The 12,758-nt window shown below is 69.2% G+C and carries 10 protein-coding genes; 1 reads left to right on the top strand and 9 read right to left on the bottom strand.

Annotation, left to right across the window (positions count from 1 at the left end; all coding sequences use genetic code 11):
• The 4 genes from SCI24_RS18380 to coxB form a co-directional block, all read right to left on the bottom strand.
• Window positions 1-1,273: heavy metal translocating P-type ATPase (locus SCI24_RS18380; protein WP_318726757.1), on the bottom strand; the 1,273-nt coding region annotated here is incomplete at its 3' end.
• A gap of 16 nt (window positions 1,274-1,289) precedes the next feature.
• Window positions 1,290-1,649 (bottom strand): hypothetical protein, encoded by a 360-nt coding sequence (locus tag SCI24_RS18375; protein WP_318726756.1) that lies wholly within the window; start codon window positions 1,647-1,649, stop codon window positions 1,290-1,292.
• The gene (gene ctaD, locus SCI24_RS18370) at window positions 1,646-4,174 is read right to left on the bottom strand and encodes a cytochrome c oxidase subunit I (protein WP_318726755.1); all 2,529 of its coding nucleotides are present in this window, start codon (window positions 4,172-4,174) and stop codon (window positions 1,646-1,648) included. Before ctaD ends, SCI24_RS18375 begins: the two co-directional genes overlap by 4 nt.
• Entirely contained in the window at window positions 4,171-5,160 is a 990-nt protein-coding gene (gene coxB, locus SCI24_RS18365; protein ID WP_318726754.1) for a cytochrome c oxidase subunit II, read from the bottom strand. Before coxB ends, ctaD begins: the two co-directional genes overlap by 4 nt.
• A gap of 54 nt (window positions 5,161-5,214) precedes the next feature.
• Here coxB and SCI24_RS18360 point away from each other — a divergent pair, with 54 nt between their 5' ends.
• Window positions 5,215-5,685 (top strand): DUF2231 domain-containing protein, encoded by a 471-nt coding sequence (locus SCI24_RS18360; RefSeq protein ID WP_318726753.1) that lies wholly within the window; start codon window positions 5,215-5,217, stop codon window positions 5,683-5,685.
• A gap of 45 nt (window positions 5,686-5,730) precedes the next feature.
• Here the strand turns inward: SCI24_RS18360 and SCI24_RS18355 are convergent, their stop codons facing one another.
• The 5 genes from SCI24_RS18355 to SCI24_RS18335 form a co-directional block, all read right to left on the bottom strand.
• Window positions 5,731-6,153 (bottom strand): CopD family protein, encoded by a 423-nt coding sequence (locus tag SCI24_RS18355; RefSeq protein WP_318726752.1) that lies wholly within the window; start codon window positions 6,151-6,153, stop codon window positions 5,731-5,733.
• Between the two features lie 104 nt (window positions 6,154-6,257).
• Window positions 6,258-7,850 carry an ABC-F family ATPase gene (locus SCI24_RS18350; RefSeq protein WP_318726751.1) on the bottom strand — a complete coding sequence of 531 codons (1,593 nt, stop codon included), beginning with the start codon at window positions 7,848-7,850 and terminating at the stop codon, window positions 6,258-6,260.
• Window positions 7,851-7,931: 81 nt separating this feature from the next.
• Entirely contained in the window at window positions 7,932-8,405 is a 474-nt protein-coding gene (locus SCI24_RS18345; RefSeq protein WP_318726750.1) for an NYN domain-containing protein, read from the bottom strand.
• 26 nt (window positions 8,406-8,431) lie between these two features.
• Window positions 8,432-11,629 carry an efflux RND transporter permease subunit gene (locus tag SCI24_RS18340; RefSeq protein WP_318726749.1) on the bottom strand — a complete coding sequence of 1,066 codons (3,198 nt, stop codon included), beginning with the start codon at window positions 11,627-11,629 and terminating at the stop codon, window positions 8,432-8,434.
• Window positions 11,626-12,758: efflux RND transporter periplasmic adaptor subunit (locus SCI24_RS18335; protein WP_318726748.1), on the bottom strand; the 1,133-nt coding region annotated here is incomplete at its 5' end. The genes SCI24_RS18340 and SCI24_RS18335, both read right to left, overlap by 4 nt.

Below are 12,758 nucleotides of genomic sequence, written 5' to 3'. Positions count from 1 at the left end.
GGTCGCGGAACACCACGCCCTGCTCCAGGGCCCGGGCGCTGCCGGCCAGGCTGGCGAGGGGCACGGCCAGCCCCACGGCACAGGGACAGGCCACCACCAGCACCGACAACGCCTTGACCAGGCCCTCCTCAGGGGCCACACCCAGCAGCAGCAGCCCCGCCAGGGTGACCAGCGAGAGGCCCAGGGCGAGGGGCGAGAGCCAGGCCGCAAACCGCTCGGCGGCCAGCCGCAGGCGCCCCTTGGTGGCCTGCAGGCGCTGCATCTGGCGATAGAGGCGATCCATGCGACACTCCCCGGCCCGGGCGGTGACCACCAGGGCCAGGGCATCGCCACGGTTGCGGCTGCCCGCGGCCACCGGATCGCCGCGAGTCAGCCGACGCGGCCGGCTCTCGCCGGTCAGTGGCGAGAGATCGAGCCAGGCTTCACCATCGAGCAGCGCACCATCCAGCGGCACGGTCTCGTCCATGGCCACGCGGATCCGCTCGCCCGGGGCCACCTCGGCCAGGGGCACGCTCACCTCGCCCGCTTCGCGCAGCACCGCGACCTCATCCGACGCCACCACCAACCCTTCCAGCGCACGCAGCCCGCGATAGCGCGCCAGGGTCTCGACCCAGCGCCCCACCAGCAGCAACAGGATCAGCATCACGGCGGTATCGAAGTAGACCTCCACCCGACTGCGCCCCAGCAGCCACAGCGAGATCGCCACGGCCGCGGCGACCCCCAGCGTCACCAGCACATCCATGCCGGGCCGCCCGGCCCACAGGGTCCGCCAGGCGGCCCGATAGAAGGGAACGCCGGCATAGAGCACCACCGGCAGGGCCATGGCCCCCGAGACCCAGGCCAGCACGCGTGCGAGATGGGGTTCCGGCATGGCACCGGCATAGATCAACAGCGACGCCAGCAGGCTCCACATGCCGAACAGCGCCGCCACCGCCAGCCGCCCGGCCAGGTGCCGACTCTCGGCGTCGAGTCGCGCCTCGGCGTCGGGGGCCGACTCCAGACTCCTGAGGCCATAGCCCAGCCGCACCACCGCCGGGGCCAGGGCCTCGCGATCCAGGGCATCGGGGCGCCCCCTCACCAGCAGGGTGGCGGTGGCATAGTCGACCCCGACCCGGGTCACGCCAGGCAGGCGACCCAGGCGATGCTCGATGGCCAGGGCACAGCCGGTGCACCACATGCCCTCGAGGGAGTAGAGCGCCTCCGCCTCGGCCGGGGCATCGGTCTCCGTGTGCCCCATATCCGCGTCGCCAGAGAAATCGGTAGAGAGCACCATGCCGTCCCCCGGGCCGTCAGAGGCAGGGAGGCAGCGCGACCAGCGGCAGCCCCACGAAGGCCACCCCGCTGGCCGCAAAGAGATGCAACCCGCCCGCCACGGCCGCGATGAAACGCGCGGCCCTGCCCGACTCCCGGCGCACCGCCGCCAGACAGAAACGCGCCAGCCACAGCAGCACTCCCAGTGTCACCAGGGTGAGCAGGCCCAGCCAGAGGTTGAGTGCGGTCAGCGCGCCCTGGTCCGGGGACGGTGGTGCCACGGCGCAGGCGACCGAGAGCCCGCCATAGAGCGTCACGAACCAGAGGCTCCAGATCGTCAGCCCCAGCAGCAGCTGCATGGGGTGGCCAGGCTTCCGCCAGGCAGCGTGAACGGTCATGGTCCCCCTCCGATCAGTCGTGGCAGCAGGCCGATGGCGACCACCAGGATCCAGTAGCTGCCCAGCTGGTAGCGCCACAGCAGCGCCACCACCCGAGGCTCGTAGGGTAGCCGGGCGCTGACATGGCCCAGCGTTGCGCGACGTGCCTGGAGGACGGTGAGCAGGGAGGCCAACCCGCCATGAAGCAGCACGTAGAGCAGGCCCACCAGCAGCACCGCATCATGGGCACTGGCGGTGGGAGCGAGTTCTGCCTGCCACAGCATCACCATCAACATCAGCAGGTGCAGGCCGCCCAGGGCAGCGATGCCGTAGAGGGCAGCCGCGAGTCCCGCATCCTCACCGGCGCCCAGGGCGCGCAGCCGGCGCTCCAGCCAGCCCAGCGCCACGGCCAGCATCAACCCGGCGGCCAGCAGCAGGGCCAGGGAGAGCGGCGACGACTCCGGCATCTGCCAACCGGGCGAGACGCTCCAGAGATAGAACCAGCCGAACAGCAGCGAGAGGAAGAAGGCGCCATCGGCGAGCAGCGCCACCCCCATGGTCCAGCGGCCCGGCCCATCCTGGGTGCGTGAATGCAGTGGCGGGTCCGCGGGCTCGTCATGACCCATGGGCGCCGCCAGCGGGTGGCCCCCGTTCTCCCAGGACCAGCGCAGCAGCAGCACGACGGCCACCGTGAAGGCGGCGAGCGCTAGCGGATAGAGCCGCATCAACAGGCTGATGCAGACCACCGCCAGCATCAGGGCGGCGGCCAATGGCCACCAGCTGCTGGTGGGCAGGTGGATGATCTCGCGCACCCGCCCGGTCAGCGCCTCGCTGCCGATCAGTTCGCGGCGACCGTGGGCAGCCCCCGCCAGGGCATGCTCGCCGCGGGCGACCTCCCCGCCGAGCCCGGGGTTGTCCCACAGCGGGTGACGGCTCTCGACGCGCGGCAGGCTGGCGAAGTTGTAGGAGGCCGGCGGCATCGCCAGGCTCCACTCGAGGGTATCGGCGCCCCAGGGGTTGCGCGGCGACGCTCGGCCAAAGCGGGCGTGCAGGGCCAGGTCGAGCAGCACCGTGGCAATGCCCGCCGCCATCATGAAGCCGCCCACCGAGGAGACCAGGTTGTAGGGCTCCCAGCCCAGGCCGGCGTCATAGGTGTAGACCCGGCGTGGCATGCCGAGCAGTCCCGTGACGTGCATGATCAGGAAGGTCAGGTTGAAGCCGAGAAAGGTCAACCAGAAGCCGAGCCGCCCCAGCCGCTCCGAGGGCAGGCGCCCGGAGACCAGCGGCAGCCAGTAGTAGAGCCCCGCCAGCAGCGGGAAGAGCATGCCCCCCACCAGCACGTAATGCAGATGGGCCACCACGAAGTGGGTGTCGTGGACCTGCCAGTTGAAGGGGACCAGCGCCAGCATGACCCCGGTGAGGCCACCGCAGACGAAGATCACCAGAAAGCCCAGGATCCACAGCATCGGCAGGGTCATGCGCGGCCGCCCCAGCCACAGTGTGGCCAGCCATACGAACACCTGGATGGCGGTGGGTACCGCCACCAGCATGCTGGCCGCCGAGAAGAAGGCCTGGGCCAGCTGGGGAATGCCCACGGTGAACATGTGGTGGACCCAGAGCCCGAAGCTGATGAACCCGGTGGTGAGGATCGCCGCCACCACCCAGCCGTAGCCGACGATGGGACGTCCGGCGAACACCGGGACCAGGGTCGAGACGATACCCGCCGCGGGCAGGAAGATGATATAGACCTCGGGGTGGCCGAACAGCCAGAACAGGTGCTGCCAGAGGACCGGGTCACCGCCGCCCTCCACCGCGAAGAACGGCATGCCCGTGGCACGCTCAAGTTCCAGCAGGACACTGCCCAGGATCAGCGGCGGGAAGCCCACCACGATCATCAGGGCCATGGCCAGGATGTACCAGGCGAACAGCGGCATCCGGTGCAGCGCCATGCCGGGCGCCCGGGTACGCAGGATCGATACGGTGAGCTCGACCCCGGCCGACAGCGCCGAGATCTCGACGAAGGTGATGCCCAGCAGCCAGAAGTCCGACCCCAGGCCCGGCGAGTACTCCCCGCTGCTCAAGGGGGTGTACATGAACCAGCCGCTGTCCGGCGCCATCTCCAGCAGCAGACTGGAAAACAGGATGATGCCCCCGAACAGGTAGCACCAGTAGCCGAAGGCGGTGAGCCGAGGGCAGACCAGGTCCCGGGCGCCGATCATCTTGGGAATCAGGTAGATCGCCAGCCCCTCCAGCATGGGAATGGCGAACAGGAACATCATCACCGTGCCGTGCATGGTGGTGACCTGGCTGTAGATCCCGGGCGACATGAAGTCGTGGTCGGGTAGCGCCAGCTGGGCGCGCACCAGCATCGCCAGCACCCCGCCGAGCAGGAAGAACACCAGCCCCGTGGCCATGAAGCGCAGCCCCAGGGTGCTGTGGTTGACCACCGTCAGGGCACGCCAGCCTGTGGGATTGCCCCATACCGCCTCGAGCTCGCGGTGCAGCCGCTGGGCCTCGGGGGACGTGTCGGGAAGCGTCTCGCTCATGGGCGCAGGGTCTCCAGCCAGGCACCGATCGCCTCGAGGGCCTCGGTGTCGAGTTGGTCATGGGCGGGCATGTGGTTGCCGGGCTTGAGTCGCTGGTGCTCGGCAAGCCACCGCGCGATGGCACCCTCCTCCATGGCCATGACGCCGGCCCCCAGGGTGGCGCGGCTGCCGATATCGGAAAGATCCGGCCCTTCGCGGCCATCGGAGAGCCCCTCGACCCGGTGACAGCGGGCACAGTGCTCGACGAAGGCCTCCCGGGCGGCGTCATGGCCCTCGGCCTGGGCAGGCGGCGAGCGACGCGCGGCCAGCCAGGCCTCGAACGCCTCCGGCGCCATGGCTTCCACGTGGAGGCGCATGCGGGCATGCTGGGCCCCGCAGAACTCGGCGCACTGGGCGCCGAATACGCCGGGTTCGTCGGCCTCCAGCCGAATGCGGTTGACCCGCCCCGGCAGCATGTCGATCTTGCCGCCGAGGCGCGGCACCCAGAAGGCGTGAATCACGTCGCCGCCGGTGACGTGGAAGTCCACCGGCTCGCCGGCGGGCATCGCCAGCTGGTTGGCCGTCACCACCTCGCCGTCCTCATCGGGGTAGCGCACTTCCCACCACCACTGGTGGCCGACCACCTCGATCGTCCGGGGGGATTCGCCGCCGGGCAGCGGCAGCGGCAGCAGGCGCTGCCCGGCCGGTACGCCGAACGCGAGCAGCAGCAGGATCGTCACCCCGGGCAGCAGGATGCCGCCACCGAGGATCCAGCGAAGCGCCAGCCGGCGCTCCTCTGACGCCGACCGCTCGGGGTGCTCGCGACGGCGGAAGGCGGCGAGCCATGCCCCCACCACGCCCAGGAAGACCAGGGAGAAGGCCGACAGCATGCCCCACCACAGCCAGGCCACGTCGCGCGCGGCCGGCCCCGCGGGGTCGAGGATGGAATGCTCCCCCGTGCAACCGACAAGCAGGAGCGGCAGCAGCACCGCCGGCTTGACCCCCATGCGGCGGCGGCCTTCAATGCCAGGCAGAGTTCCACGGCCGACGAGGAAGGTGCCATGCCCAGAGCAAAGCTCGGATTGATCCGCGCCTCGATCCATAGCCGGGCCGCCCTGGCCGGCCACCCGCTTCACCCGGTGATGATCCATTTCCCGGTGGCCGCCCTGATGGCACTGGTGGCCAGCGACCTCGGCTACCTCTACAGTGGCGATCCCTTCTGGGCACGGGCCTCGCTGTGGCTGGCTGGTGTGGGCGCCTTCGGCGGCTGGGTGGCGAGTCTCGCCGGGATCATCGATCTGGTCACGGTCAAGCAGATCCGGCGGCTGATCACCGCCTGGAGCCACGCCATCGTCGCCGTGGCGATGCTCTCCCTGGCATCGCTCAACTGGCTGTGGCGCTTCCTCGACCAGGCCCTGCTGCCCTGGGGCCTGACGCTCTCGGTGGCCACGGCAGCCCTCATCGCCCTGGCGGGCTGGCTGGGTGGACAGCTCGTCTACGAACACGCGGTGGGCGTGGATCTCGACGACTGAACACTGGCGGTTCGGCATGTCCACCTCCCTGGTTGGCGGCGCCCTTCACAATGCCGGCTTGGTCAGCACCAGGACAATTACCGCCAGCATGCTGACCGCTGCCAGGGCCAGGGCCGCCATGGCCCCCGCCGCCACGCCATGCAAGGCGCCCTGCTCGAGCCGCAGGATCAGCCAGCCACTCGCGCCATGGGCCATCACCATACTGACGACTGCCAGCAGCTTGAGCACCAGCCAGCCCCCGGCCAGGCCATGCATCAGGAAAAGCAACGTGCCGGTGGCGATGGCCAGCAGGGCCGCGGGTGTGGCAAGGCTGTTGTAGACGAAACGCGGCATCGGGGGCGCACCGGCTGCAAAGGGCGTCGCGGCGGCTGGACCGCGCGCCGACAGGGCGAGCAGCAGCGGAAGATAGAGCAGTGCACCACACCAGCTGGTGAGCGCCATGATGTGGAGGAACTTGATCCAGGGCATGGGCGTCCTTGCGTCCAGGCCGACCCGCCCCATTGCCGGCCGGCCTTCTTCACCCTAGACGAGCCTTCCGTTAGCGGCCAGGCATGGCGGCCCTGCCCCGGCCGTCAGCCGAACAGGCCCTGGCTGCGCAGGTAGTCGTCGTAGCTGCCGCTGAAGTCGGTGATCCCCTGCTCGCTCATGTCCAGGATGCGGGTCGCCAGGGAGGAGACGAACTCGCGGTCGTGGCTGACGAAGATCAGGGTGCCGGGGTAGTTCTCCAGGGCCAGGTTGAGCGCCTCGATGGACTCCATGTCCAGGTGGTTGGTGGGCTCGTCCATCAGCAGCACGTTGGGCCGGGTCAGGGCCAGCTTGCCGAACAGCATGCGGCCCTGCTCGCCGCCGGAGATCACCTTGACCGACTTGCCGATGTCGTCGCTGGAGAAGAGCATCCTGCCCAGCGCGCCGCGCACCTCCTGCTCGCCGCCCTTCGTCCACTGGGCCATCCACTCGAAGAGTGTGGCATCAAGGGCGAAGTCGTCGGCGTGGTCCTGGGCGAAGACCCCGAGCTCGGCACTGTCGGTCCAGCGCACGGCACCGGCATCGGGATGCAGCTCGCCGCCCAGGGTGCGCAGCAGGGTCGTCTTGCCGATGCCGTTGGGGCCGATGATGGCGATGCGTTCGCCGGCTTCCACGGTCATCGAGAAGCGCTCGAAGAGCGGCGCCTCCTCGGCGAACCCCTTGGTGATCGCCTCGACGTTGACCGCGTTGCGGTGGATCTTCCTGGCCTGCTCGAAGCGGATGAAGGGGCTGACCCGGCTGGAGGGCTTGATGTCCTCGAGCTTGATCTTGTCGATCTGTCGCGCCCGGGAGGTCGCCTGCTTGGCCTTGGAGGCATTGGCCGAGAAGCGGCTGACGAAGGCCTGCAGCTCGGCGATCTGCGCCTTCTTCTTGGCATTGTCGGCGTGCTGGCGTTCGCGGACGGCGGTGGCGGCCGTCATGTAGTCGTCGTAGTTGCCGGGGAACAGCGTGATCTCGCCGTAGTCCAGGTCCGCCATGTGGGTGCAGACGCTGTTGAGGAAGTGGCGGTCGTGGGAAATGATGATCATGGTGCTGTTGCGCGCCGTGAGCATCCCCTCCAACCAGCGGATGGTGTTGATGTCCAGGTGGTTGGTGGGCTCGTCGAGCAGCAGCACGTCGGGGTCGGCGAACAGCGCCTGGGCGAGCAGCACGCGCAGCTTCCAGCCCGGGGCGATCTCGCTCATGGGGCCCGTGTGCTGGTGCAGCGGGATGCCGAGCCCCAGCAGCAGCTCCCCGGCCCGGGACTCGGCGGTATAGCCGTCGAACTCGGCGAAGCGCACCTCGAGGTCGGCCACGGCCATGCCGTCCGCCTCGCTCATCTCGGGCAGCGAGTAGATCCTCTCGCGTTCGGCCGCCACCTGCCACAGCTCGGCGTTGCCCATGATCACGGTGTCGATGACGCGCTCGTCCTCGAAGGCGAACTGGTCCTGGCGCAGCTTGCCGAGCCGGGCCCCGGACTCGACCATCACCTGTCCCGATGAGGGCTCCAGGTCACCGCCGAGGATCTTCATGAAGGTGGACTTGCCGCAGCCGTTGGCACCGATCAGGCCGTAGCGGTGACCGTTGCCGAACTTGATGGAGACATTCTCGAACAGCGGCTTGGCGCCGAACTGCATGGTGATATTGGCGGTGGAGATCAATGAAGGGTCCAGGTCAGTGCGTGAAGAGGGGGCGCGATTGTACCGGTTATCGCCGCCGCTCACACCTGGCGCAGCCCTGTCCTAGAGCAGAAGCTCCCCCTCGATGGGCACGAAGTGGCTGGCCGCGCGGATCAGCGAATCGGCGGTGAGCCGCTCCACGCCGACCACCTCCACCACCACCCCGTGGCGCTCGCGCATCCGCTCGACCAGCAGGTCGAAGTCGCCGTCGCCCGAGACCAGCACCACCCGGTCGACCAGCGGCGCGGACTCCATGGCATCCAGGGCGATGCCCACGTCCCAGTCGCCCTTGGCCGAGCCGTCACGGCGCTGGATGTAGGGCTTGAGTTTCACGGTGAAGCCGATGCCGCGCAGGATGGCCTGGAACTGGCGCTGGCGGGGGTCGCCGCGGTCCACCGCGTAGGCATTGGCCACCACCACCTCGCGACCGGCCGCGAAGCGCGCCCAGAAGGCGTTGTAGTCGAAGTGCCGGCCGAAGGCCTCGCGGGTGGTGTAGTAGACGTTCTGGACGTCGATGAAGATGGCCACATGTTCCATGGCGAGGCCCTCAGGCGGCAAAGGCTTCAGCCTGACACAGTCGACGCCCCGCTGTCGCCGGGACACTCACCGTCTTGCGGCGATGCTTCGTCCTCGTCGAACGGCACCCGCATCAGCAGGGAATAGAGCACCGGTACGATACACAGGGTCAGCACAGAGGCGACCAGCAGCCCGAAAATGATGGCGATCGCCATGGGGGCCCACAGTAAACCGCCGCCCAACCATAGCGGCACCAGTCCGCCACTGGTGGTCAGGGTCGACATGGCCACGGGGCGCAAGCGGCGACGCCCCGCCTCGAGGATGGCCTGCTGAGGACGCATGCCGTCGCGCGCTTCCCGATCGATGCGCTCGATCAGTACGATACCGTTGTTGATCACGATGCCGGCGAGCGAGACCACGCCGAGGAAGGTCATGATCCCGAAATAGGAGCCGGTGAGGGTCAATCCGAGCACCACGCCGATCAACGCCATGGGGATGGTGGCAAGAATGATCAGCGGCCGACGCAGCGAGTTGAACTGCGCCACCAGCAGCAGCAGGATCACTGTGGCCCCGATCGGCAGCTTGGCGGCAATCGACTCCATGGCGATCCGCGAGGATTCCACCTCGCCGCCGAACTCATGGAAAGACCCCTCCGGCCAGTCCGCCTGCTGCTCCGTCAACCAGGGGCGAAGCGTCGCCACCACCTCGGCGGCGGTGACGCCGTCGGCCAGTTCGGCCTCCACGGACAGGGTGAGAAAGCGGTCTCGACGCAGGATACGCGCCGGCCCCCAGTCGAGCTCGACCTCGGCGACCTGGGCCAATGGCACGCCCTGGCCCCCTTCGGCCGGCAGCACCGTGATCCCGTCGAGGGCATCGGGGGTGCGATGTTCGCCATGCTGATTACGCAGCTTGATCGGCACCAGGGTGTCATCGTCGCGGAAGACGCCGACCTGCATCCCCGACAGAGCGGTCTGCAGGCTGATCGCCACATCACGCTCGGTGACGCCGGCGCGCAGCGCGCGCGCCGGGTCCACGTCGATGCGCAGGCGCTTGATCCAGGGCCCCCAGTCGTCGCGCACATTGCGCGTGCCGGGCAGCGCGGCCACTTTCTGCCTCACGCGCTCGGCAATCTCGCGCAGTTCTCCCTCGTCATTGCCGGAGAGCCTGACCGACAGCGGCACGGTCACGGGCGGGCCAAAGCTCGTCGACTCGATGCTCGCGTGCAGATCCGGGAAGCGCCTGTCGAGCCAGGCATCCAGCCGTTCGATGACCTCGTCCACCGCCTGCCAGCGATTGGCCTGCAGCAGCAGGAAGGCATACTCCGGGCTCGGCGGCTCCGGGGCATGGTTGATGATATAGCGCTCACCGCCGAAGCCGATGAAACTGCCCCAGCGGTCAACGCCATCGCGGGTCCACTCACCATCGTCATCGCGCTCGGCGGCAAGCTCCCCCGCCAGGAAGGCCTCGATCTCCTCCACCACCGAACGCGTGCGCTCGATGGGCGCCGAGTACGGCAGGCGCAATTCCACGGTCACGAGGGTGCGCTCCGCCTGGGGGAAGAAGATCTTGGGCAGCTGGCCAAACCCCAGCCAGGCGCCCCCCATGAGGGCTGCCACGACCACCAGGGTCACGATGCGATGGCGCAGCAGCACCAACAGGAGGCGCTGATAGTGGTCAAAGATGGCCGTCGCCAGCCGCTCGGCAAGCCCGGGCCGCTGCGCCGTCGACGCCTCGGGTGTGCCCTCGCCCTCCCGCCCCTCCGCCGAGGGAGGCTTGACCTTGAGAAAGGCCACGCAGAGCAGCGGCATCATGGTCAGCGACAGCACCCAGGACGCGAGCAAGGTGATGGTGACCACCTGGAACAGCGAGCGGGTATATTCGCCCACGTCGGAAACGGCCAGGAACTGGGGCAGAAAGGCCGCCGATGTCGTCAGCGACGCGGTAAGCAAGGGGAAGCGCAGCTCACTGGCCGAGGCGAGGGCGGCCTCGCGGACAGAGCGCCCCTCCCTGGCCGATACCTGCGTGGACTCCACCATGACGATGGCGTTGTCGACCAGCATGCCCAGGGAGATGATCAGCGCGCCGAGTGACACCTGGTGCAGACCGATATCGAACAGTCCCATCAGGGCCAGGCAAGCGAGAATGGTCATCGGCACCAGGCTCGCGACGATCAGCCCCGTGCGAAGCCCCAGGAACAGCAGCATCACCACGCAGACGAGCACCACCGCCTGAAGCAGGTTGATCAGGAACTCGTTGATCCGCGCCTCGACCCGCCCCGGCTGGTCGGTCAGGACCTCGAATTCCAGGCCGACCGGCAGCGTCTGTGCCATGCGGGTGATGACCGACTCTACCTGTTCGCCCAGATCAAGAATGTTGCCGCCCTCACGCATGGCCACGGCAATCGCCACTCCCTGGCGGCCGCTGCCGTGGTAGCGCGTCGTGGGCGGGTCGGCATAGGCGTGGCGCACCTCGAGCAGCGTGCCCAGCGGCACCAGGGAGCCGTCGGGGAGCGGTACCAGCGCATTGCGGATGTCATCGATGTGCGTGAAATTGCCGGTGGGTTCGACCACCAGTCGCTCGTCGTCGCTGCGTATCGCCCCACCGGGCAGCACGATATTGCGAGCGGCCAGCAGCCGGGCCAGCCCCTGGGGAGAGACACCAAGCTCTGCCAGGCGTGCCTCGCGGTACTCCAGGAAGATGCGCTCCTCGGCATGACCATGAAGCGTGACCTTGGCCACGTCGTCGAGCAGCAGCAGCCGGTCGTGCACGTCGTCGGCCACTTCCTTGAGTTCCGCCTGCTCATAGCCCTCGCCGGTCAGCGACAGCATGATGCCGAAGACATCGCCGAATTCGTCGTTGACGATGGGCGGCAGCGCCTCCTCGGGCAATTCCCGGCGAGCGTCGGTGATCTTGCGGCGCAGCTTGTCCCAGCTGGCCTGGATGTCCTCGACCTCGGGACGCAACTCCATACGGAGGATCGAGACGCCCGCGCGCGAGGTGCTCTCCACGACGTCGAGCTCGGGCATCTCCATGACGGCGGCCTCGAGCGGCTTGGTGGCCAACTGCTCCACACGTCCGGGGGTGGCACCGGGGAGATAGGTAACGATCTGGGCCACCCGCACCGTCACGGCGGGGTCCTCGGCCCGGGAAATGGTCAGGTAGCTGTAGAGCGCGCCGAGCAGCACCATCAGCAGGCCGGCGATGGTGATACGGTTATAGCGCAGCGCGGCCTCGGTCAGCGTCACGGCTGCGCCTCCCGTTGCTCGTCCATCACGCGCACGCGCTGGCCGTCGTGAAGCCGGCTCATGCCGGCGATGACCAGCGACATGCCGGAGGCCAGGCCCGCGTCGATTCGCATGCGCGCGCCCTGCTGGGCGCCAAGCACCACGTCCCGGCGGCGGATGGTCGCCTCCCGCCACTCGTCCCCCTGCTCCGACACCGACGCCTCGATGTCGGCCACATAGACATAAGGCCCTTGCGCGTCACGCTGCACCGCCACCATGGGCACCCAGATACCGCTGCCCGGGCCGTCCAGCGGCAGCATGAGCTCCGCTGCCATGCCGGGCCGCAACGGCGCCCGCTCCTCGGGCGAGAGGCCGGAGAGCGCCACGCGCAGCGGCCAGGTGGCCTGGCGCGGATCCACCGGCAGGCCGATCTCGGTCACCTTCCCGGCAACGCTGAGCCCCGCCAGGGGGAGATGCACGCGCACCGGCGCGCCGGCCGAAAGTTCGCCCAGCAGCTCCTCGGGGAGCGCGGCGCGCACCTCCAGATCCTCGCCACAGGCCAGAACCAGCACCGGCCGACCGGCCGCGACGTTCTCGCCGGCTTCCGCCAGCCGCGTGGCCACCCGGCAGTCGCCGGGCGCCTCGAGTCGCGTAAAGCTCAGCTGACGCTCGGCCAGGGCCAGGGCATCGCGCGCACTGTCGCGCTGGGCGCGAGCCGCCTCCCTCTGGGCCCGGGCGGCGTCCAGGTCACGCGCCGGGGCGCTGCCGGCTTCGAAGAGTCTTCGGGCCCGCTGCCACTCGGCCTCGGCATTGGCGGCCGCTGCCTCGGCGCCGGCCAGCGCCGAGCGGGCACGATCCCGCTGCAGGCGCAGGTCGGTGGCCTCGAGGCGGGCCAGGAGCTGGCCGGCGGCCACCGCCTCGCCCACCGCCACGCGATAGGACTCGACCTGGCCCGCTACCCGGAAGCTCAAGCGACGGTTGGCGGCCGCCTCCAGGCGACCCGGCAACTCGCGCTCGGCCTCGGCACCGCCGACCTCGACGCTGAGCGTGCGTACCGGGCGCAGTGGTGCCTCGTCCATGCTCTCCTCGGCACAGCCGACGAGCAGCAGCAGCACCAGGATGGCCCCCCGTCTGGTCGTCCTGTCGCTAC

Origin of the sequence: Halomonas sp. (genome assembly GCF_033549285.1) — a bacterium.
Lineage (GTDB): Bacteria > Pseudomonadota > Gammaproteobacteria > Pseudomonadales > Halomonadaceae > Halomonas.
The sequence above is the reverse complement of the archived record's forward strand: the minus strand, read 5'-3'. Positions and strand labels throughout refer to the sequence as shown.

What these genes read in the sequence shown, in the direction of transcription:
- ctaD (WP_318726755.1), bottom strand. Translation starts at nt 4,174, where the DNA reads ATGAGCGAGACGCTTCCCGACACGTCCCCCGAGGCCCAGCGGCTGCAC.
- SCI24_RS18375 (WP_318726756.1), bottom strand. Translation starts at nt 1,649, where the DNA reads ATGACCGTTCACGCTGCCTGGCGGAAGCCTGGCCACCCCATGCAGCTG.
- SCI24_RS18345 (WP_318726750.1), bottom strand. Translation starts at nt 8,405, where the DNA reads ATGGAACATGTGGCCATCTTCATCGACGTCCAGAACGTCTACTACACC.
- coxB (WP_318726754.1), bottom strand. Translation starts at nt 5,160, where the DNA reads ATGGGGGTCAAGCCGGCGGTGCTGCTGCCGCTCCTGCTTGTCGGTTGC.
- SCI24_RS18360 (WP_318726753.1), top strand. Translation starts at nt 5,215, where the DNA reads ATGCCCAGAGCAAAGCTCGGATTGATCCGCGCCTCGATCCATAGCCGG.
- SCI24_RS18355 (WP_318726752.1), bottom strand. Translation starts at nt 6,153, where the DNA reads ATGCCCTGGATCAAGTTCCTCCACATCATGGCGCTCACCAGCTGGTGT.